12 protein-coding genes and 1 pseudogene are annotated in these 21,240 nt (G+C 62.1%); 11 read left to right on the top strand and 2 right to left on the bottom strand.

Annotated features, from left to right (window positions below):
• Positions 1-184: 184 nt before the first annotated feature.
• Complete coding sequence (locus tag AB5I78_RS20180; protein ID WP_369301205.1) at positions 185-5,014, top strand: NEL-type E3 ubiquitin ligase domain-containing protein; 4,830 nt, start codon at positions 185-187, stop codon at positions 5,012-5,014.
• Between the two features lie 11 nt (positions 5,015-5,025).
• On the opposite strand, the gene mnmC is transcribed toward AB5I78_RS20180, so the two are convergent.
• The gene (mnmC, locus tag AB5I78_RS20175; RefSeq protein ID WP_369301203.1) at positions 5,026-7,014 is read right to left on the bottom strand and encodes a bifunctional tRNA (5-methylaminomethyl-2-thiouridine)(34)-methyltransferase MnmD/FAD-dependent 5-carboxymethylaminomethyl-2-thiouridine(34) oxidoreductase MnmC; all 1,989 of its coding nucleotides are present in this window, start codon (positions 7,012-7,014) and stop codon (positions 5,026-5,028) included.
• A 155-nt stretch (positions 7,015-7,169) separates the two neighbouring features.
• Between mnmC and pap the strand changes: the two genes are divergently transcribed.
• The 3 genes from pap (at position 7,170) to AB5I78_RS20160 (ending at position 11,362) form a co-directional block, all read left to right on the top strand.
• Positions 7,170-8,687 (top strand): polyphosphate:AMP phosphotransferase, encoded by a 1,518-nt coding sequence (gene pap, locus AB5I78_RS20170; RefSeq protein WP_145158741.1) that lies wholly within the window; start codon positions 7,170-7,172, stop codon positions 8,685-8,687.
• A gap of 338 nt (positions 8,688-9,025) precedes the next feature.
• Positions 9,026-10,210 (top strand): acetyl-CoA C-acyltransferase, encoded by a 1,185-nt coding sequence (locus tag AB5I78_RS20165; RefSeq protein ID WP_369301202.1) that lies wholly within the window; start codon positions 9,026-9,028, stop codon positions 10,208-10,210.
• A 195-nt stretch (positions 10,211-10,405) separates the two neighbouring features.
• Positions 10,406-11,362 (top strand): DMT family transporter, encoded by a 957-nt coding sequence (locus tag AB5I78_RS20160; RefSeq protein ID WP_242195467.1) that lies wholly within the window; start codon positions 10,406-10,408, stop codon positions 11,360-11,362.
• A gap of 386 nt (positions 11,363-11,748) precedes the next feature.
• Here the strand turns inward: AB5I78_RS20160 and AB5I78_RS20155 are convergent, their stop codons facing one another.
• The gene (locus AB5I78_RS20155) at positions 11,749-13,137 is read right to left on the bottom strand and encodes a class II fumarate hydratase (protein WP_369301200.1); all 1,389 of its coding nucleotides are present in this window, start codon (positions 13,135-13,137) and stop codon (positions 11,749-11,751) included.
• 193 nt (positions 13,138-13,330) lie between these two features.
• Here AB5I78_RS20155 and AB5I78_RS20150 point away from each other — a divergent pair, with 193 nt between their 5' ends.
• From AB5I78_RS20150 to AB5I78_RS20120, 7 genes and pseudogenes are all read left to right on the top strand, one after another.
• On the top strand, positions 13,331-13,849 hold the full coding sequence (locus AB5I78_RS20150) for a DUF2059 domain-containing protein (RefSeq protein ID WP_003175221.1): 519 nt from the start codon (positions 13,331-13,333) through the stop codon (positions 13,847-13,849).
• Between the two features lie 6 nt (positions 13,850-13,855).
• On the top strand, positions 13,856-14,149 hold the full coding sequence (locus AB5I78_RS20145) for a BolA family transcriptional regulator (protein ID WP_262207922.1): 294 nt from the start codon (positions 13,856-13,858) through the stop codon (positions 14,147-14,149).
• Between the two features lie 188 nt (positions 14,150-14,337).
• On the top strand, positions 14,338-15,279 hold the full coding sequence (locus AB5I78_RS20140; RefSeq protein ID WP_369301199.1) for a rhodanese-related sulfurtransferase: 942 nt from the start codon (positions 14,338-14,340) through the stop codon (positions 15,277-15,279).
• Between the two features lie 36 nt (positions 15,280-15,315).
• The gene (locus AB5I78_RS20135) at positions 15,316-15,918 is read left to right on the top strand and encodes a DsbA family protein (protein WP_177410076.1); all 603 of its coding nucleotides are present in this window, start codon (positions 15,316-15,318) and stop codon (positions 15,916-15,918) included.
• Positions 15,911-17,713: an ABC transporter ATP-binding protein gene (locus AB5I78_RS20130; protein ID WP_369301197.1), complete on the top strand. Its 1,803-nt coding sequence runs from the start codon at positions 15,911-15,913 to the stop codon at positions 17,711-17,713. Before AB5I78_RS20135 ends, AB5I78_RS20130 begins: the two co-directional genes overlap by 8 nt.
• A 195-nt stretch (positions 17,714-17,908) precedes the next feature.
• Positions 17,909-20,383, top strand: coding sequence for an EAL domain-containing protein (locus tag AB5I78_RS20125; protein ID WP_262207917.1), 2,475 nt, complete (start codon positions 17,909-17,911; stop codon positions 20,381-20,383).
• Positions 20,384-20,460: 77 nt separating this feature from the next.
• A pseudogene (locus AB5I78_RS20120) lies at positions 20,461-21,233 on the top strand (TenA family transcriptional regulator).
• Positions 21,234-21,240: the final 7 nt, after the last annotated feature.

The following is a 21,240-nucleotide window of genomic DNA, read 5'->3' as shown; positions in this document are numbered from 1 at the left end:
CTTGAGTGGCCGCAAGCCACGTCGCGCGCCAGCGGGGCGCCCTTCAATGGTCGGTAGATAGGTCAATCACGGATGCAAAAAGTGGGGGGATGCGCCGCGTTATCGAGCGACTATTTGAACCCTTCAGCGCCGGTGCGAGGGCTATTGTCCGGGTCATTATCCAACGCAATAAGGACTGTTGCCGATGACCCAACAACCGGCTGTAAGCCAGGCCGCTGCGCTTGTCTCTCAGGAGAAAATAACCGCTGCGCTGCTGGAAATCACTGGCGACCTGGACAAGGCCAACGTGCTGCAGCGTACGCTGCCTCCGTGGCTGGTAAGTGCCGCCGCCCCAACGCGTCAGGCGCTCGAAGCGGCGCATGCCAGCAGTCAGCAACCCCGCGAGCGGGCCGCGAGCCTGCTGCGCCGTGTAATGCCGCTCAGGTCATTTTGTGCCGAGCGACTCAAAGCGCTCCTGGTAACAAAAGGGCATGCAGGGCTGAATGTCGAACGTGACTGGCTGGAGTTGCCCAACCGGCACTTCGCCGCGTTGACCTTCGGCCGTGGCGTACGGCTGCAGACGATGTCCCTGGACAAGCACAACCTGCTGCAGGCGGCCATGCAGAATTTTACCCAGGACCAGGCCGAGGCGAAGGGGCTGCCCGTAGGCGCGGTGATTCGAACGGGAGCGGCGGGCCAACACGTGTCAACGCTGAGCGTTGGAGCCTTTGCGCGGTACTGCCGCGAACTGGACCTGGGCGCGGCCTACCAGCGGCACCTGCGTGAGGTGTTCAACCTCGCGGGGAGCGACGACGAGGACGGCGCTGAACGGGCCTATAACCCGGTGGTCGGCGAGGTCGGCCAGTGCAAGATCAAGGACATGCAAATCGACTTGCAGATTGCCCATGCCAAGGGCGATATCAGTGAGTCCGGCTATACCGCGTTGCAAGCCCTGCTCAATACACGCTTGCCCGCGCGGAACCTGCAGCATGTGTTGTTCCATGAAAGGCCGCTGGTCTGGCAAGGGATCAATGTGCATGGGGCATGCCTGTGGAGCGTGCTGGTGTTCGGCCATGCTTCCACGCGCGGCTTTGCCGAGGGGCCCTTGCTGGTGTACATGCCAGGCGAGCCCGGGCGCCCGTGGTACGAATACCCCACGCTGGGTGATCTGACCGTCTACCTGACGCTCAAGCTTCAGGTGCCGGCCTATCGCAGCTTCTTCATTCGCTACCTGGATGAGGCTGAGCGGTTCGGTTTTTTCCAGCGCTTTGACAAACGCAGGACACTCGAACGCGTGGAGCCCGTGGAGGTGGACACTGGCCTGGAGCCGTTCTTTTTCGGCGCCTTGACCCGCAAGATCCAGCTGGACGCCGTTGCATTGGCCGTGCCGACGGCGCAAGTGGATGAGCAGGCGCGCCAGAAACGCCTTCAAGGCTATCAGGAGGCGGGCCTGAATATGCTGAACATCGCCGGCCTGATGGTGCCGGTGCTCGGGCAATTGATGTTGGGCGTCGCCGTCGGCGAGATGCTCGCCGAGGTGTTCGAGGGCGTGGATGATTGGACGCATAGCGACCAGGCCGAAGGCTTGGAACACTTGGTCAATGTGGCCGAAAACCTCGCGGCCATGGCCCTGTTTGCGAATGGTGTGAAGGTGGCGGGCAAGGTGTTCAGGGCGTTCAAGTCCAATCCCGCGGAGTTCTTTGAAGCGGTCGAAGCCGTGCAACTGCCTGATGCCGGTCCTCGCTTGTGGCGTCGGCGGCTCAAGCCTTACGGGCGGACGCTGGATGTCGACGCCCTGACGGTGGCCAATAGCCGCGGGATCTACCAGGCCGGCGGTCATTCATATGTCAGGATCAAGGGCGTGGTGTATTCGGTGGCCTACGATGCGCGGTCGGGTTACTGGCATGCGCTTCACCCGACGCGGACCACGGCCTATCGTCCGCGCCTGCTGCACAACCGCCAGGGCGGTTGGCGGTTTGCGTTCGAACACACTCAGGAGTGGGTGCCCCCGTCCTACATCCTCACTCGGCTCAACCCGCGCCTGGCCGCGCTGCCCCCCGAGCAATTGAAATACGTGGCGAGCATTGTCGACATGGGCCCCTCCCGCCTGCACGCCCTGGCCCTGCAAAATAGCCCGCTGCCGGAGCGCTTCAACGACTGCGTGGCGCGTTTCGCCTTGAACCAGCAAGTCCGCGATCTGATCTGGCAGCTGGAACATCAGCCACGCCCGGATGCAAGCACCGCGCGCGTTCAGTTGCTGGCGTTGCCGCTGATGCCAGGTTGGCCGCAGGGACGGTTTTTCGAGGTGCTGGACCGCCAAGGGGCGCGGCTCGAACGTTTTCCCGGCAGCGCAACCTTCGAGCATGGACACTTGAGCATCCACATCACTGAGCAGGCGCTCAAAGACGGCGCAGTGATGGCGACTCTGCTCGACGTGCTGCCGCCGGACGAGATCGACACCTTGCTGGGCGGCTCGGTACCGCCAGACGAGCAGGGCGCGGTGCTTGCGCGCCAGTTGCTGGCCTCGCTCAAGCGCACCCACCGAGAGGTTTTCCAGCAGCTGTATCAGGAAGCGGATGGCATTACCCATTCAGATCACGGGTTGCTCAAGGCGCATTTCCCGCTCTTGCCCAATCGCATCGCCTGGGAATTGTTATCCAAAACGCCAACCGTGCATCGCTGGCAATTGCGCAGCACCCGGCGCGTGCCGCTGTCGCTCGCACAACGGGTACGCGAAGCGTTGGCGGTGCAGGAAGAAGACCAGGCGCTGATCGGCCTGTATCTGCCGGAGCTGGCGACTGCCCCCTCGCGACAGCTGGCCGTTCACCTGCTGGCGAAGGTCGCGGGGTGGCCGCAGGATTTGCACGTGCAGGTACGCCGGGACAGTTTGATCGGCGACCTGCTAGGCACCTCTGGCAGCCAGCATGCACGGTGGCAGCGGACACTGGTCGAGACTGGCGATGGGGTCCAGGCGTTTGACGACAAAGGTGCGCCGCTGGGCGAAAAGGTCTCAGGCCCGGACGGGTTTTACCAGGCTCTGCTTGCCACCTTGTCGCCTGCGCAATTGGCGGCGCTGAACCTGTCGGGGGCAGAGCGTGCCAGTCGATTGCGCGACGCGATCCAGGCGTGCGCCGAGGACGAACGCCACGTGCTTTCACGCCATCTATGGCCCGAGCGTGCACTCCCTGAACCGGCGCCGGTGCCGTGCGTTCAAGCCATGGTGCGCTCGACGCGGCACCCGGCGGCGCTGGTGCGCAAGGTCAACAGGCTGTATCCCGGTTTTGACGAGCGGCAGGTGGCGACGTTCCTGGACGGGCAAGGCCCCGATCACTTGGCGCGCGCCCAGTCCGTGGAGGCGCTGGAACGACAATTCGAGGCCCTGCATCGGGCACTCAAGGCGTGGCGCAATGACGAGACGTCCCTCGCCGGTTTACCCCATCCCCAGGCGGATTACCGCTTGGGCCGTCATCAGGCGATGCAGGCCATCGAGGAGGGCTGGCGACAGACGCTCCTGTTGCCCGATGCCAGCGGGGTAAAGGTGCCAAGCCTGGTACTCGATGGCCTGGTCGTGGGCCGACTGCCCACCTTGCCGGCGCAGGTCAGCTTTGCCCACGTCCGGCAGTTGTCGTTGAACAGAATGGGGCTCGACGATGACGTGGCGTATTTTCTCAAGCACTTCAAGCAGCTCGAGGCGTTGGAGCTGCGCAGCAACGAGGTGACACGCCTGCCGGAAGTACTGTCACAGATGCCCGCGCTCAAACACCTGTACCTCAACGACAACCACCTGCAACTCACCGAACACACCCGCGCCAAGCTGGCTGACCTGCGCGGCCTGCAGGTCTTGAACCTGAGCAACAACCCGTTGATCGACCCGCCTGCCATCGGCCACATGTTCGAGTTGCGTGAGCTGATGCTGCGTCATTGTCGTCTGCGCGCGTTTCCTGGTGGGGTACCGCGCCTGCCTTACCTGCATTACCTCGACCTGCGCGACAACGAGATCCCGGCCGTGCCTGGCTGGTTGTTCACCGCGCCACGCCCTGTGGCTGAAGCCATCAACCTGCGCCACAACCCGCTGGATGAAGCCAGCCGAAAGACACTGGCCGACTATCGGAGCCGAACCGGCGTCGGCATGGGCTTCCTGGAAGATGACATCGCTCGCCTCAACGAGCAGAAAGCCCGGGAATTATGGCTGGCCGACAGCGCGGTTGCGCGGTACACACAAAAAGAGGCGGTTTGGACGGGACTTCAGCAAGAGCCAGAGTCCGAGAGCCTGTTCCGGTTATTGGCCGAACTGGGCGGCACCGGCGATGCTCAACTGGTGCGTGAGGACCTGGAACGACGCGTCTGGCGGGTGCTGGAGGCGGCCGGAACTGACACGCAGCTACGCGATGAAATTTTTGACCGGGCCGCCACGCCACTCAATTGCGATGACAGTGCGGCGCTGAACTTCAGCAACCTTGAGGTGCTGGTGGAGATCCACGAAGCTGCCAAAGGGGTCGAAGGTGGCAAGCTGACCGCCAAGCCGCTGCTGAAGTTGGCCAAGGGCCTGTTTCGTCTGGATCAGTTGGACAGCTACGCACGCACGCACAGTCAGGCGCACCCGGAGGCCGACCCGCTGGAAGTCAGCCTGGCCTACCGGACAGGGCTGGCGAGCAAGTTTCATTTGCCGGGTCAGCCGCTGCACATGCGCTTTGCCCGCCTGGGCGGCGTCACGGTCGAAGCGCTGAACAGCGCCGAAGAACAACTCCGGGCGGCGGAGCGCTCACCCAAGCTCTTGAACTACCTGGTGGAGTTGCCGTTATGGGACAGTCACTTGAAAGTCGCCTTCAGCCGATCGTTCGAGGCGTTGAACGAACCCTTTGACCAACGCCTGCAGGCGGTCTTTGAAAAAAGCACCGCGCTCAACGACGCCGACTACCTTGACCAGATGAACCAGATCCTGCGCGAACAGCAGGCGGCGCATAAGGGCGAAGCTGAGCGCCTGACCAAGGAGGCGCTGAAACTCGGCGACCTGTCGCCCTGTGTGATCCCGTGATTCGGCCAGGTCTAAGGCTTGCCGGCGTTGCTGCGGATCAGCGCGCGCAAGGCAAAACGGTTGGGGTGGCAAGCTTCGGCCACGCTGCTGGGCAAGGGCAAGGGTTCGGCGTCCAGCCAGGCTGACAGCAGTTCGGCACACAGCGGCGCGGTGACCAGGCCACGTGAGCCATGGCCGCTGTTGATGTAAACGCCGTCCAGCCATGGGCAGGGTGTGGGCGGCACATGGCGAGCGTCCTTGCGCAGGACCGCGTAGGCCTGGTCGAACGCCTCGCGTTCGGCCAGCGGCCCGACAATCGGCAGGTAGTCGGGGCTGGTGCAGCGGAAGGCGGCGCGGCCTTCAAGCTGCTCGGCAGAGCAGGCATCGGCGCCCAGACGGTCGGCCAGGTCGAGGGAGATTTCCCGCAGCATCTCCAGATTACCGGCGTGCTCGGCGGCAGTGGGCGTCAGGTCGTCGCTCTTGAAGTCGAAGCTGGCGCCCAAGGTGTGTTCACCCAGGCGCGCAGGGGCGACATAGCCTTCGGCGCACACCACGGTGGCCAGCGCCTGGCTCGCCGTCGTTTCTGCCAGCCGTGTGATCTGCCCGCGAATGCGTTTGAGCGGCAGGTCGGCACTGAACGCAAACCGCTTGATCTCGGCAGCACCTGCCAGCACCACCACGCTCGCGCTCGCCAGCAGGGTGTCGCCGGCCAGGGCTTGCCATTGACCGTCAACGCGCTGCAACTCGAGGGCTTCGTGATGCGGCAGCACGTCGATCAACGGGTGCTGCGCTTGCCATTGGCATAATGCCGGCGGGTGTACCCAGCCGCCCTCGGGGTAAAACAGCCCGCCGTGTTCGAGCGCCACGCCGGCGCGCGCCTGCGCTTGAGCCTGGTCAAGCAGGTGCAGCAGGCCCGGCGCAAATGCGGCGGCCAGTTGGGCCTGGCGCTCGGCTTCCTTGGCGTTGAAGGCCAGTTGCAGCACGCCGCAACCGTCCCAATCGACGCCGCGGTGCAGGTGCTCAAGCAAGCGTCGCGTGTGGCCGAAACCGCTGAGGATCAGTTGCGAAAGCGCCGTGCCATGAGCCGAGAGCTTGAGGTAAAGCACGCCTTGCGGGTTGCCCGACGCTTCCTGGGCCAGGGCGCCGTGGCGCTCCAGCAGGCTCACGCGCCAGCCACGTGCCGCCAGGCTGGCCGCGGTGGCGCACCCGGCCAGGCCGCCGCCGATCACCAGGGCGCTGCGCTCACCAGGCACCGGCGCCGGGCGGGCGAACCACGGTTTGCTGTGGGCCGGTGGCGGCGTTTCGGCCGGCCAACCGAGGAATTCACCGCGCAGGATCTCCCACTTATGCCCGATGCCTGGTGTGCGTTTCATCTTGAACCCGGCGGCGTTGATCAGCCGGCGTACCCAGCCGGTGCTGGTAAAGGTGCTGATGGTCGAGCCGGGTGCCGCCAGGCGGGCCAGTTCGGCAAACAGTTCGGCGGTCCACATGTCGGGATTTTTTGCCGGGGCGAAGCCGTCGAGAAACCACGCATCGACCTGGGCATCCAGTTGCGGCAACTGCTCCAGGGCATCGCCGATCAACAGGGTCAGCGTCACGCGGCCGTTATCCAGCACCAGCCGCTGGAAGCCTGGGTGGATGGCAATGTAGTGCGCCAGCAGTTGCTCGGCGAAGGGCGCAAGCTCTGGCCAGAGGGCGAGGGCGCGTTGCAGGTCGGCGTGGCTCAGCGGGTACTTTTCCACGCTGACAAAATGCAGACGCGCGCCCGCCACCGCGTGCTGTTCGAACAGCTGCCAGGCGCACAGAAAATTCAAGCCGGTGCCAAACCCCGTTTCGCCGATCACCAGTCGCCCGTTCACCGGCAGGGCGGCAAAGCGCGCCTGCAGACGGTTCTGTTCGAGGAACACGTAGCGGGTTTCTTCAAGGCCCGACTGGTCGGAAAAATACACATCGTCGAAGACCCGCGAGTGCGGGCGACCTTGGTCGTCCCAGTCGAGCTGGGCGTGGGTGATGGGGGTCATGGGCGGCTCATAAAATAACAGCGGGCAACAGCAAGGCGGCCATTCTAGCTGATCAATGGGCTTTGAATTGACCCACGGCACGTTGGCGTGGAATTTCCTCCCGCGCGTTGTTGCCCAATCCGCTAGTCTTGATCCATCTTGAAACGGAGCTGCCCATGTTCGAATCCGCCGAAATCGGTCACGCCATCGACAAAGACACCTATGAGGCCGAAGTGCCGGCCCTGCGCGAAGCGTTGCTGGAAGTGCAGTACGAGCTGCAGCAGCAGAAGCGCTTCCCGGTGATTATCTTGATCAACGGCATTGAGGGCGCCGGCAAGGGCGAGACCGTCAAGCTGCTCAACGAATGGATGGACCCGCGCCTGATCGAAGTGCGCACCTTTGACCAGCAGACCGACGAAGAGCTGGCGCGCCCACCGGCCTGGCGCTACTGGCGGCAATTGCCAGCCAAAGGCCGCATGGGCATTTTTTTCGGCAATTGGTACAGCCAGATGCTGCAAAGCCGCGTGCACGGCGAGATCAAGGACGCACGCCTGGACCAGGCCATCGCCGGTGCCGAGCGCCTGGAAAAGATGCTCTGCGACGAAGGTGCGCTGATCTTCAAGTTCTGGTTCCACCTGTCCAAGAAACAGATGAAAGCGCGGCTCAAGGCGTTGGCCGATGACCCGCTGCACAGCTGGCGCATCAGCCCGCTGGACTGGCAGCAGTCCCAGACCTACGACAAATTTGTGCATTTTGGTGAGCGCATCCTGCGCCGCACCAGCCGCGACTATGCGCCGTGGCATGTGATCGAAGGCGTCGACGCGCACTACCGCAGCCTCACCGTTGGCAAGATCCTGCTCGAAAGCCTGCAAAATGCGCTGAAGTTGCCCAAGGGCAAGGCCAGCGGCATGAACCCGGCGCCGTTGTTGGCCTCGGTGGATCAGAAGAGCCTGCTCGACAGCCTCGACATGACTTTGAGCCTGGACAAGGACGATTACGAAGAACAGCTGATCACCGAGCAGGCGCGTTTCTCCGGCCTGATGCGTGACAAGCGCATGCGCAAGCACGCGCTGGTTACCGTGTTCGAAGGCAACGATGCGGCGGGCAAGGGCGGGGCGATCCGGCGTGTGGCGGCGGCGCTGGACCCGCGTCAGTACCACATCGTGCCGATTGCCGCGCCGAGTGAAGACGAGCGTGCCCAACCGTACCTGTGGCGGTTCTGGCAGAAGATTCCGGCGCGCGGCATGTTCACGGTGTTCGACCGCTCGTGGTACGGACGCGTGCTGGTGGAGCGCATCGAAGGTTTCTGCACCCCGGCGGACTGGATGCGTGCCTATGGAGAGATCAATGACTTTGAAGAGCAGCTGCGCGACGCCGGTGTGATCGTGGTCAAGTTCTGGCTGGCGATTGACAAGGACACCCAGCTGGAGCGCTTCCAGGCCCGCGAGAACATCCCGTTCAAGCGCTTCAAGATCACCGAAGACGACTGGCGCAACCGCGACAAGTGGGACGCCTACCGTGCCGCCGTGGGCGATATGGTCGACCGTACCAGCACTGAAGTCTCGCCCTGGACGCTGGTGGAAGCCAACGACAAGCGCTGGGCGCGGGTCAAGGTGTTGCGCACCATCAACCGCGCGCTGGAAGAGGCGTTCGACAAAACCGACAAGCACGACAAGAAGAAAAAGAAAAAATAGCGTTGGCGGGCGCTGACCTGTGGCAGGCAGGCTTTTTGTGGTGAGCAGGCTCTTTGTGGTGAGCAGGCTTGCCCTGCGTTGGGCTGCGAAGCGGCCCCATCGTCGGTCAATGCGTTCTAAATGAAAGAGCGCGGCGTCTGGATCAGGGCCGCTTCGCGCCCCAACGCAGGGCAAGCCTGCTCGCCACAGCCAGCGTGTCCGGCACAACATCCCACTTGGCAGAACCAGCCTGCTCATTGCCATGCTTTTGTATAGGCGGGGTGAATGATCATCGCGGTGGGGAGGGCCTGGATTTATCCTCGGTTGATCTCCCAACAACGACAAGATCGAGGTAGCCCATGCGTGAAGTAGTGATCGTCGACAGTGTGCGAACCGGCCTGGCCAAATCCTTTCGTGGCAAGTTCAACCAGACCCGTCCGGACGACATGGCGGCCCATTGCGTGGATGCACTGCTGAGCCGCAATGGCATCGACCCGGCGACGGTCGAGGATTGCATCGTCGGTGCCGGTTCCAATGAAGGCGCGCAGGGCTACAACATCGGGCGCAATGTGGCAGTGCTCTCGCAATTGGGCACCGGCACGGCCGGCATGACCCTCAACCGCTTCTGCTCCTCGGGCTTGCAGGCGATCGCGATCGCGGCCAACCAGGTCGCTTCGGGTTGCAGCGACATCATCGTCGCCGGTGGCGTCGAATCGATCAGCCTGACCCTCAAAAGCGTCAACACCGACAACCTGATCAACCCGCTGCTGAAAGAGCAAGTGCCGGGCATCTACTTCCCGATGGGCCAGACCGCCGAAATCGTCGCGCGTCGCTATAACGTCAGCCGCGAAGCGCAGGACCGTTACGCCTTGCAGAGCCAGCAGCGCACCGCGCAGGCTCAGGCTGACGGTTTGTTCGACGATGAAATCGTGCCGATGCCAGTCACCTACAAGGTTGAGGACAAGCACACCGGCGCGGTGCAGATCCTTGAAGGCGTGGTGGATCGCGATGACTGCAACCGCCCGGACACCACGCTGGCCAGCCTGCAAGGGCTCAAGCCCGTGTTTGCCGAAGACGGTTCGGTGACGGCTGGCAACTCCTCGCAGCTTTCCGATGGCGCGTCGATGACACTGGTGATGAGCCTGGAAAAAGCCCTGGCACTGGGGCTCAAGCCCAAGGCGTTTTTCCGCGGGTTTACCGTGGCCGGTTGCGAGCCGGACGAGATGGGCATTGGCCCGGTGTTCTCGGTGCCCAAGTTGCTCAAGGCCAAGGGCTTGCAGGTGGCGGATATCGACCTGTGGGAACTCAACGAGGCGTTTGCCTCGCAGTGCCTGTATGCGCGTGACCGCCTGGAGATCGACAACGCCAAATACAACGTCAATGGCGGCTCGATTTCCATCGGGCATCCGTTCGGCATGACCGGTTCGCGACAAGTCGGGCATTTGGTGCGCGAGCTGCAACGGCGCAACCTGCGTTACGGCATCGTCACCATGTGCGTGGGCGGCGGCATGGGCGCCACCGGGCTCTTCGAAGCCGTACGCTAGATCTCACTGAAGAAACCCGGCTTAAAAATGTGGGAGCGGGCTTGCCCGCGAAAGCGGTGTATCAGTCAACACAGGCAAGGCTGACCCACCGTGTTCGCGAGCAAGCCCGCTCCCACATTTGAATTGTGCCGTATCCCAATTCGTGCGCTTGCCCCTAGAATGCTGCCTCCACTTCCTCAGGCATTCGGGGCACTCATGCACATCTCTTCCGGCCGCTGGGTCTATGGCTTTGGCTTGACCCTGCTGACCGCGTTCCTGTGGGGCATCCTGCCGATCAAACTCAAACAAGTGCTGCGGGTGATGGACCCGGTCACCGTCACCTGGTTTCGCCTGGTTGTCGCCGGTAGCTGCTTGTTTATCTACTTGGCCCTCACCCAGCGCCTGCCCAGTCGCAAAGTGCTCGGCCCCAAGGGCGGTTGGCTGGTAGCCATGGCGGTGTGCGGGCTGGTGGGCAATTACGTGTTGTACCTGGTAGGCCTGAAAATGCTCAGCCCCGGCACGGCCCAGTTGGTGGTGCAGATGGGGCCGATCTTTCTGATGGTCGCCAGCGTGTTTGTGTTCAAGGAGCGTTTCAGCCTGGGGCAGGGTGTGGGCCTGGTGGTGTTGATCATCGGCTTCGGGCTGTTCTTCAACCAACGCCTGGTGGAAATGCTCACGTCCCTGGGCACCTACACCGCCGGGGTGCTGACGATTCTGCTCGCCACTACCACCTGGGTGTTTTACGCCTTGGGCCAGAAGCAGTTGCTGACGGTATGGAATTCGCTGCAGGTGATGATGGTGATCTACCTGTCGTGCGCCGCGCTGCTCACGCCGTGGGCGCATCCGCTGGAGGCGCTGCAGTTGAGCCCGCTGCAAGGCTGGCTGTTGCTGGCGTGCTGCATGAATACGCTGGTGGCTTACGGCGCGTTTGCCGAGGCGTTGGCGCATTGGGAGGCCTCGCGGGTCAGTGCGACGTTGGCGCTGACGCCGTTGGTGACGTTTGTGGCAGTGGCGTTGGCAGCGTGGTTATGGCCGGCGTTCGTGCAGGCCGAAGAGATCAACGCCTTGGGCTATGTCGGGGCGCTGGTGGTGGTGCTGGGGTCGGCGACGGTGGCGCTGGCGCCGTCGTTGCTGGCGGGGCTCAGGGCTCGGCGGGTGCGGCTGGCGTCTTGATGCCTGGCGTGGCGGCCGGGTCGCCGCCGCGGCTTTAGGGTGGTAAACCGGTGTAAATGTGGGAGCTGGCTTGCCTGCGATGGCGGCCTCTGGCGCGCCCCGTATCTCGCTGCCGCAACACTGTTAACTGTGGGAGCGGGCTTGCTCGCGAAGGCGGCATGTCAGTTGGCTGGGATATTAGTCGGCGTATATACCCTTTGCTGCAGTAACGGCTACCTAGGGTTCCGCTCTTACAGCGGCTCACTTTTGGAAGGACCGGAATGCCGGCCCAGCCAAAAGTAAGCAAAAGGTCCTCGCCCCACCACTCGGCACCTCGCATAGGCTCAGCGTGCGGCCAGCGTGGTTAACGGGGCGCCTTAGATCAAAAGCGAATCAAAAACCTGAGGTCAGTGGCCGGCTTCGAGCATGTTTTCCGGGCGTACCCACTGGTCGAACTCTTCATCAGTCAAGAAGCCCAGCGCCAGCGCGGCTTCACGCAGTGTCAGGCCCTCGGCATACGCCTTCTTGGCGATCTGCGCCGACTTGTCGTAGCCAATGTGCGGGTTGAGTGCGGTCACCAGCATCAGGCCGCGTTCCAGGTGTTCGGCCATTTGTTCTGCATCCGGCTCAAGGCCGGCAATGCAGTGTTCCTGGAAGTTGTTGCAACCGTCGGCCAGCAGGCGGATCGACTCCAGCAGATTGTGGATGATCACCGGCTTGTACACGTTCAACTGCAAGTGCCCCTGGCTGGCGGCAATGCCGATGGTCACGTCATTGCCCAGCACCTGGCAGGCCAGCATCGACAGCGCTTCGCATTGGGTCGGGTTGACCTTGCCCGGCATGATCGAACTGCCCGGCTCGTTGGCTGGCAGCTTGACCTCGGCCAACCCGGCGCGCGGGCCGGAGCCGAGCAGGCGCAGGTCGTTGGCGATTTTCATCAGCGCCACGGCCAGGGTTTTCAGCGCGCCGTGCAGGGTTACCAGCGGCTCGTGGCCGGAGAGGGCGGCGAATTTGTTCGGGGCGGTCACAAAGGGCTGCCCCGACAAGGCGGCCAACTCGGCGGCAATCGCCTCGCCAAAGCCGTGGGGTGAGTTGAGCCCGGTGCCGACGGCGGTGCCGCCCTGGGCCAGTTCGCACACCGGGGGCAGGGCGCTGCGGATCGCGCGTTCGGCGTAGTCGAGCTGGGCGATAAACGCAGAAACTTCCTGGCCAAAAGTGATCGGGGTGGCGTCCATCATGTGGGTGCGGCCGGTCTTGACCAGCTTCATGTGCCGCGCCGACAGTTCCGCCAGCCCACCCGAGAGGTTGGTGATCGCCGGCAGCAGTTGCGTGTTGATCGCCTGCACCGTCGCGATGCTCATGGCGGTGGGGAAGCAGTCGTTGGAGCTTTGGGAGCGGTTGACATGATCGTTCGGGTGCACCGGGCTTTTGCCGCCGCGGGTCTGGCCCGACAGTTCGTTGGCGCGGCCGGCGATCACTTCGTTGGCGTTCATGTTGCTCTGGGTGCCGCTGCCGGTCTGCCAGACCACCAGTGGGAACTGATCGTCATGCTGACCGTCGAGCACTTCATCGGCGGCCTGTTCGATCAGGCGGGCGATATCGGCAGGCAAGTCGCCGTTGCGGTCGTTGACCCGCGCCGCTGCCTTCTTGATCAGGGCCAGGGCATGCAGCACGGCCAAAGGCATGCGTTGCTCGCCGATGGCGAAATTCACCAGCGAGCGTTGGGTCTGCGCGCCCCAGTAAGCGTCATCCGGGACATGGACTTCTCCCAGGCTGTCGGTTTCGATACGGCTCATCGGGCACACTCCTTCAGGTTCGTTTGCGCAGTTTAGGCCGTGATGGGCCTTGGGGGTTCCATAAAAGACTTTTCATCGCAGGCAAGTCCTGCAAATCCAGGCCGAACAAGGCCTGGGGTTGAGCCGCGAGGTTTTTTAGGCGCAGAATGGTCGCCCTTGGGGTCTTACCTCGCCTGCTAGAAAAGGAAACTCGATGACTCGTCTTCGTGCCATCTGTACCGCGGTTGCTCTGGTTTGCGCCAGCGGCCAAGTTTTTGCCGATACCGCCAGCCATAACGCCAGTGCCGAAGCCTTCCTTACCCTGGCCCACGCTGACAAGCTGGGTACCCCGGTGTACATGCAAGTGCAGCAAATGTTCGCCCAGCGTTTCGAACAGACCAAGGCGCCTGCCGCCAAGCAGTCCGTACTGGACAGCTACCAGGCCAAGGCCAACGCCGCGCTGGACCAAGCCATCGGCTGGCCGAAGCTGAAACCGGACATGGTCAAGCTCTACACCACCAACTTCAGCGAGTCCGAGCTCAAGGACCTGGTTGCCTTCTACCAGTCGCCACTGGGTAAAAAAGTCCTGGAAAAAATGCCGCAGCTGACCCAGCAATCGGCCCAGATGACCCAGGCCAAGCTGGAAAGCGCTGTGCCGGTAGTCAACAAGCTGTTGGAAGACATGACCAACGAGCTGGCGCCAAAAGCCGCCGCACCGGCCAAGAAGAAGTAAGCAGGAATGACCATGCAACAGCGTATCGAAACGGCGCTCGCCGCCCTGAGCCCGCAACACGTGAGCGTGCTGGACGAAAGCCATATGCACAGCCGTGGGTTGCAGACCCACTTCAAGGCCGTGCTGGTCAGCCAGCAGTTCGAGGGGCTTAACCGCGTCAAGCGCCATCAGACGGTCTACGCCACGCTGGGTGACCTGATGAGCGAGTTTCATGCGTTGGCGCTGCATACCTACACGCCTGAAGAATGGGCGAAAATCGACGCAGCCCCGGCCTCGCCGACCTGCGCCGGAGGGCATTGAAGCAGCCACAAGTTGTCAGCTGCACGCGACAAGATTAGAGCCCTCGCAGCTGCCTTCTTGCTACAATCCCCAACGCGCCGCCTAGTCGGCGCGTTTTTTTTGCTTTTACTTGCAGCTTGCGGCTAAAAAACCCAGCTGCCGTTATCCGGTTCACCCCTTACGAGGGTAGCCACCTGGAGAGAACACCCGTGACTCAACCGATTGTCGTGGCGGCACTGTATAAGTTCGTCACCCTCGAAGATTACGTCGCCCTGCGCGAGCCACTGCTGCAGGCGATGGTCGACAACGGCATCAAAGGCACGTTGCTGATCGCCGAAGAAGGCATCAACGGCACCGTTTCCGGCAGCCGCGAAGGCATCGATGGCCTGATGGCCTGGCTGAAGAACGACCCACGCATGGACGACATCGACCACAAAGAGTCGTACTGCGATGAGCAGCCGTTCTATCGCACCAAGGTCAAGCTCAAGAAAGAGATCGTGACCCTGGGCGTCGAAGGCGTCGACCCGAACAAAAAAGTCGGCACCTATGTTGACCCGCAGGACTGGAACGCGCTGATCAGCGACCCGGAAGTGCTGTTGATCGACACCCGTAACGATTACGAAGTGTCCATTGGCACCTTTGAAGGCGCGATTGACCCGAAAACTACCAGTTTTCGCGAATTTCCCGACTACATCAAAGCCAACTTCGACCCGGCCAAGCACAAGAAAGTCGCCATGTTCTGCACCGGCGGCATTCGCTGTGAAAAGGCTTCGAGCTACATGCTCAGCGAAGGCTTTGACGAGGTGTACCACCTCAAGGGCGGCATTCTGAAGTACCTCGAAGAGGTGCCGCAGGCAGAGACCAAATGGCAGGGCGACTGCTTTGTGTTCGACAACCGCGTGACCGTGCGCCACGACTTGAGCGAAGGCGACTACGATCAATGTCATGCCTGCCGTACACCGGTGAGCGTCGAAGACCGCGCGTCCGAGCACTATGTGGCTGGCATCAGCTGCCCGCATTGCTGGGATAAGCTGCCGGAGAAGACCCGTCGCAGCGCGATTGACCGGCAAAAGCAGATCGAGCTGGCCAAGTCCCGCAATATGCCTCACCCGATTGGCTTCAACTATAAGCAAACCCCTTCCGAGGCCTGACCCATGCCCGCGCGCCTGCTCTATGTGATGGACCCGATGTGTTCCTGGTGCTGGGGCTTTGCCCCGGTGGCCGAAGCGTTGGTCGAGCAGGCCCAGGCTGCGGGCGTTGAGCTGCACCTGGTGGTGGGTGGTTTGCGCACCGGCAGTGGCGCGGCATTGGAGCCGACCACCCGGCGCTACATCCTTGAGCACTGGCAGGCGGTCACCGAGGCCACCGGTCAGCCGTTCACACGTGAAGGCGCGTTGCCCGATGGTTTTGTCTATGACACCGAGCCCGCGTGCCGCGCCATCGTCACGGCGCGCAGCCTGGCGCCGGATTGCGCGTGGAAGCTGCTGGGGCTGATCCAGCGCGCGTTTTACGTCGAGGGCCGCGATGTGACCCTGGCCAGCGTGCTGGTCGAACTGGCCGAGGAGGCGGGCATCCCGCGTATCGAGTTTGCCGGCGCGTTCGACCGCGCCGAGCAGCACGCCGCGACGGCCGCTGATTTCACCTGGGTGCAGGATTTGGGCATTGCTGGTTTTCCGACCTTGCTGGCGGAGCGTAACGGTCAGTTGGCCTTGTTGACCAACGGCTACCAGCCGCTGTCCGAGCTGTCGCCATTGCTCGCCCGCTGGTTGGAGCGAGCCACCTGTGCATGACCAGCCCGACCGTACCGACCGACTGACCTGGGCGGAAATTCGCCGTCTGGCCCTGCGCCACAAAAAATCGCTGTGGATTGCCAATGGCGTCGCTGTGCTGGCGACGTTGTGCAGCGTGCCGATTCCCTTGCTGTTGCCTCTGCTGGTCGACGAAGTGTTGCTGGGCCGTGGCGATGCCGCGCTCAAGGTGATGAACAACGCGTTGCCCCTGGGCTGGCAGAAGGCTGCCGGTTATATCGGCCTGATGCTGTTGGTGACGCTGTGCCTGCGTTGCGGCGCACTGGTGTTCAACGTGGTGCAGGCGCGGCTGTTTGCGCGGCTGGCGAAGGACATTGTCTATCGCATTCGCGTGCGCCTGATCGAGCGGCTCAAGCGCATTTCCCTTGGCGAATACGAAAGCCTGGGCAGTGGCACGGTCACCACGCACCTGGTCACCGACCTGGATACGCTGGACAAATTTGTCGGCGAAACCCTCAGTCGCTTCCTGGTGGCCATGCTCACGCTGGTCGGTACTTCGGCGATTCTGGTGTGGATGCACTGGCAGCTGGCGCTGCTGATCCTGCTGTTCAATCCGCTGGTGATCTACGCCACGGTACAGCTGGGCAAACGCGTCAAACACTTGAAGAAGCTTGAAAACGACAGCACGTCGCGCTTTACCCAGGCGTTGACCGAAACCCTCGACGCGATTCAGGAAGTGCGGGCGGGCAACCGCCAGGGCTTTTTCCTCGGGCGCCTTGGCCAGCGCGCCCAGGAAGTGCGCGACTACGCGATCCACTCCCAATGGAAAACCGACGCCTCCAGCCGTGCCAGTGGCTTGTTGTTTCAGTTTGGCATCGACATCTTCCGCGCTGCGGCGATGCTCACCGTGCTGTTTTCCGACTTGTCCATCGGCCAGATGCTCGCGGTGTTCAGCTACCTGTGGTTCATGATCGGGCCGGTGGAGCAACTGTTGAACCTGCAATACGCTTACTACGCGGCGGGCGGGGCGTTGACGCGGATCAACGAGCTGCTGGCGCGCGCCGACGAGCCGCAGTATGCCGGCGGCGCAGACCCGTTTGCCGGGCGTGAGACCGTCGGCATCGAGGTGCGCGGTCTGGATTTCGGCTACGGCGACGAGCTGGTGCTCGACCAGTTGAACCTGGCCATTGCGCCGGGTGAGAAGGTCGCGATTGTCGGCGCCAGTGGCGGCGGCAAAAGTACCCTGGTGCAACTGCTGCTGGGGCTGTATACGCCGCAAGCCGGCAGCATTCGCTTCGGCGGGGCCACCCAGCAGGAAATCGGGCTTGCGACCATCCGCGAAAACGTCGCCGTGGTGCTGCAACACCCGGCGTTGTTCAACGATACCGTGCGCGCCAACCTGACCATGGGGCGCACCCGCAGCGACCAGGCCTGTTGGCAGGCACTGGAAATCGCCCAGTTGGATGCTACCGTCAAGGCACTGCCGCTGGGGCTGGACAGCGTAGTGGGGCGCTCCGGCGTACGCTTTTCCGGCGGTCAGCGTCAACGCCTGGCCATTGCGCGAATGGTGTTGGCCGAGCCCAAAGTAGTGATTCTGGATGAGGCCACGTCCGCCCTGGACGCCGCCACCGAGTACAACCTGCACCAGGCGCTGGCGCGGTTTCTCAGTGGGCGTACTACACTGATCATCGCGCACCGGCTTTCAGCGGTGAAACAGGCTGACCGGGTACTGGTGTTTGATGGTGGGCACATCGCCGAGGATGGCGATCATCAGCAGTTGATCGCTGACGGTGGCCTGTACGCCAAGCTCTACGGACATTTGCAGCAAGTTAGGTGATGTTGGGTTTGCAATGATTGACTCTGGCAGGCACAAGAGTCTCCCCAGGAAATAGCGGCTTTCCTGCGCCGTTCAAGGTTCAGGCGCTGAATCGAGCCGGCGCCCTTGAGCGGATCGAGCGAATTTAGCCAAGATTGTGCTGTCAGGAGCGTTAATCACTCGCCTGTTTTTGGTAGTGCTTGTGCAAGGGACCTCATGAAGCAAAAGCGCACTCTCGGAACGACGTTAAGTACGCCTCGGTTGTTGGGCATCGTCTGGCCGTTTATCGCGGTGGTACTGTTCCAGGCATTGCTGGGTTGCGTCAGCCTTTACATGCTCTCGGCGGTACGCGGGTATGTGGCCGGTGAAAGCCTGTGGTCCAAGGGCCAGAAAGATGCGATCTACTACCTGACCCTTTACGCCGACAACCGCGATCCGGCCACTTACCTCAAATACCAGCAAGCCATCTCAGTGCCCCAAGGCGGGCATGAGTTGCGCATTGCCCTCGACCGGCCCACCCCCGACCTGACGGCCGCGCGCCTGGGTATCCTCAAGGGCGGCAACCATCCTGATGACGTTTCCAGCCTGATCTGGCTGTACCTCAACTTCCGCCATTTCAGTTATCTGGAAAAGGCCATCGAGCTGTGGACCGTGGGCGACGGTTACCTGGTGCAATTGGATGACCTGGCGCGCGCCATGCATCGGGCGATCAGCGCTGACCAGGCCAGCAGCACCGACGTGCACGCCTGGAAAACGCGCATCACCGCCATCAACGACGGCGTTACGCCGGCTGCCAAGGCCTTCAGTGATGCCCTGGGCGAGGGCTCGCGGGTCATCCTGCGTCTGCTGTTGATCACTAACCTGGCCACCGCACTGGGCCTGATCGTGCTGGCCCTGCTGCGCACCCACAAGTTGCTGACCCAGCGCCATGCCTTCGCCGACGCGCTGCAGGTGGAGAAGGAGCGGGCGCAGATCACCCTTGAGTCGATCGGCGACGGCGTGATCACCACCGACGTCGACGGCGCCATTGCCTACATGAACCCTGCGGCGGAGGCACTGACTCACTGGCGCTCGGCGCAGGCCCAAGGGCTGCCCCTGGCGGCGCTGTTCAAGCTGCTGGACGAGAACGCCGAGCCGGACGGTTTTACGCTGCTGGAGCACATTATCAAGGGCCAGCTCAGTGGCGGCAGCGAACATTCGAAGCTGATCCAGCGCCTGGACGGCAGCACCGTGTCAGTGACGCTGGTGGGCGCGCCGATTCGCAGTGCAGGCAAGGTCAGCGGCGCGGTGCTGGTGCTGCACGACATGACTCAGGAGCGTCAATACATTGCCAACCTCTCCTGGCAAGCGACCCACGATGCGTTGACCGGCCTGGCCAACCGCCGCGAATTCGAGTATCGCCTTGAGCAAGTGCTGCACCCTGCGGGGCGCCAGCAGAGCGGGCGACATGCGCTGATGTTCCTCGACCTTGACCAGTTCAAACTGGTCAACGACACCTGCGGTCATGCAGCGGGGGACGAATTGCTGCGCCACATCTGCGCACTGCTGCAATCGGACCTGCGTGAGGGCGACACGCTGGCGCGGCTGGGCGGGGACGAGTTCGGCATTCTGCTGGAGAACTGTCCGGTACCTGTGGCGGAAAAGATCGCCGAGAGCCTGCGCCATACCGTGCAAAGCCTGCATTTTGTGTGGAAGGGGCGGCCCTTCATGACCACCGTCAGTATTGGCCTGGTGCACATTTCGCAAACCCCGACCACGCTGGAAGCCTCGTTACGAGCCGCCGACATGGCGTGCTACATGGCCAAGGAAAAGGGCCGCAACCGTGTGCAGGTCTACCACGCAGATGACTCGGAGTTATCCGTGCGTTTTGGCGAGATGGCTTGGGTGCAGCGCCTGCACATGGCATTGGAGGAGAATCGCTTTTGCCTCTACGCCCAGGAAATCTCCCCGCTGGGCCAAACCGATGGCGGCAATGGCCATATTGAAATCCTGCTGCGCCTGCACGACGAGGCGGGCCGGATCATCCTTCCCGACAGTTTTATCCCGGCCGCCGAACGTTACGGTTTAATGACTTCGCTGGACCGCTGGGTGGTGGAGAACGTATTCAAGATCATCGCCCGTTGCATGCACGAGCGTGCGGGCCGACCTATGGCCATGTGTGCGATAAATCTGTCAGGGATAACTATTGGAGATGACGATTTTCTTGGGTTTTTACGTGAGAAATTCGAGGCTTACAGCATTCCGCCTGAAATGATTTGTTTTGAAATAACCGAAACCAGCGCTATAGCGAATTTGGGCAGTGCAATTCGGTTTATTAATGAACTCAAAGCCTTAGGTTGCCATTTTTCGCTCGACGATTTTTGCGCCGGAATGTCCTCATTCGCCTATCTGAAACATTTACCTGTAGACTTCCTGAAGATCGATGGAAGTTTCGTAAAGGATATGCTGGACGACCCGATTAACCGCGCTATGGTCGAAGTGATCAACCACATCGGCCATGTCATGGGTAAGCGCACAATTGCCGAGTTTGTTGAAACACCGCAAATCGAACAGGCGTTACTGGAGATAGGTGTGGATTACGCTCAGGGCTACCTGATTGAACGCCCGCAATTGTTTACCTTTGACAGCTTGCAGTGTCGACCTGTGCGGCCGCAGCCTCTGTTATTCAAGGCGCCCGGCACATTCCGCTGAAACTTTGCTGGTCTGTACAATCACACTTAAAAAGGAGCCTTACAGTGATCGACACATTCAACAGAACCGGCCCGCTTATGGAAGCCTCGAGTTACCCGCCTGGGCGCAGCAATTGATCCAGGACTGTAGCGAGAGCAAGCGCCGAGTTGTCGAGCACGAACTGTATCAGCGCATGCGTGACAACACGCTCAGCGCCAAGACCCTGCGTCACTACCTGATCGGTGGCTGGCCAGTGGTTGAACAGTTTGCCTTGTACATGGCACAAAACCTCACCAAGACCAAGTTTGCCCGTCATCCTGGGGAGGATATGGCGCGCCGGTGGTTGATGCGCAATATTCGCGTGGAGCTCAACCACGCCGACTATTGGGTGCATTGGGCCCGTGCCCACGGCGTCAGCCTGGAAGAACTGCAAGCGCAGAACGTACCGCCTGAGCTGCACGCACTGAGCCATTGGTGCTGGCATACCAGCTCGGCCGATTCGTTGATCGTCGCGATTGCCGCCACCAACTACGCGATCGAAGGTGCAACCGGTGAGTGGTCGGCGGTGGTGTGCTCGACCGGTGTTTACGCGGCAGCCTTCCCTGAGGAAGACCGCAAGCGCGCCATGAAGTGGTTGAAGATGCACGCGCAGTATGACGACGCCCACCCATGGGAAGCGCTGGAAATCATCTGCACCCTGGCCGGGACGAATCCCAGCAAAGCCCTGCAGGTAGAGCTGCGTCAGGCGGTGTGCAAGAGCTACGACTACATGTACCTGTTCTTGGAAAGCTGCATGCGGTTGGAGAACGAAAAAGCAAAGGCGCCTGCGGCCACTCGCGAACGTCAGGTTCGCGTCGCCAGCGAGGCGTGATGTAAGC

The sequence above is a fragment of the Pseudomonas sp. N2-3-1-14 genome (assembly GCF_041228395.1).
Lineage (GTDB): Bacteria > Pseudomonadota > Gammaproteobacteria > Pseudomonadales > Pseudomonadaceae > Aquipseudomonas.
Note: the sequence above shows the minus strand (reverse complement) of the source record. Positions and strands in the feature narration are given on the sequence as shown.

What these genes read in the sequence shown, in the direction of transcription:
- AB5I78_RS20135 (WP_177410076.1), top strand. Translation starts at nt 15,316, where the DNA reads ATGTGTTCCTGGTGCTGGGGCTTTGCCCCGGTGGCCGAAGCGTTGGTC.
- AB5I78_RS20125 (WP_262207917.1), top strand. Translation starts at nt 17,909, where the DNA reads ATGAAGCAAAAGCGCACTCTCGGAACGACGTTAAGTACGCCTCGGTTG.
- AB5I78_RS20180 (WP_369301205.1), top strand. Translation starts at nt 185, where the DNA reads ATGACCCAACAACCGGCTGTAAGCCAGGCCGCTGCGCTTGTCTCTCAG.
- AB5I78_RS20165 (WP_369301202.1), top strand. Translation starts at nt 9,026, where the DNA reads ATGCGTGAAGTAGTGATCGTCGACAGTGTGCGAACCGGCCTGGCCAAA.
- AB5I78_RS20145 (WP_262207922.1), top strand. Translation starts at nt 13,856, where the DNA reads ATGACCATGCAACAGCGTATCGAAACGGCGCTCGCCGCCCTGAGCCCG.
- AB5I78_RS20155 (WP_369301200.1), bottom strand. Translation starts at nt 13,137, where the DNA reads ATGAGCCGTATCGAAACCGACAGCCTGGGAGAAGTCCATGTCCCGGAT.
- AB5I78_RS20160 (WP_242195467.1), top strand. Translation starts at nt 10,406, where the DNA reads ATGCACATCTCTTCCGGCCGCTGGGTCTATGGCTTTGGCTTGACCCTG.
- AB5I78_RS20150 (WP_003175221.1), top strand. Translation starts at nt 13,331, where the DNA reads ATGACTCGTCTTCGTGCCATCTGTACCGCGGTTGCTCTGGTTTGCGCC.
- mnmC (WP_369301203.1), bottom strand. Translation starts at nt 7,014, where the DNA reads ATGACCCCCATCACCCACGCCCAGCTCGACTGGGACGACCAAGGTCGC.
- pap (WP_145158741.1), top strand. Translation starts at nt 7,170, where the DNA reads ATGTTCGAATCCGCCGAAATCGGTCACGCCATCGACAAAGACACCTAT.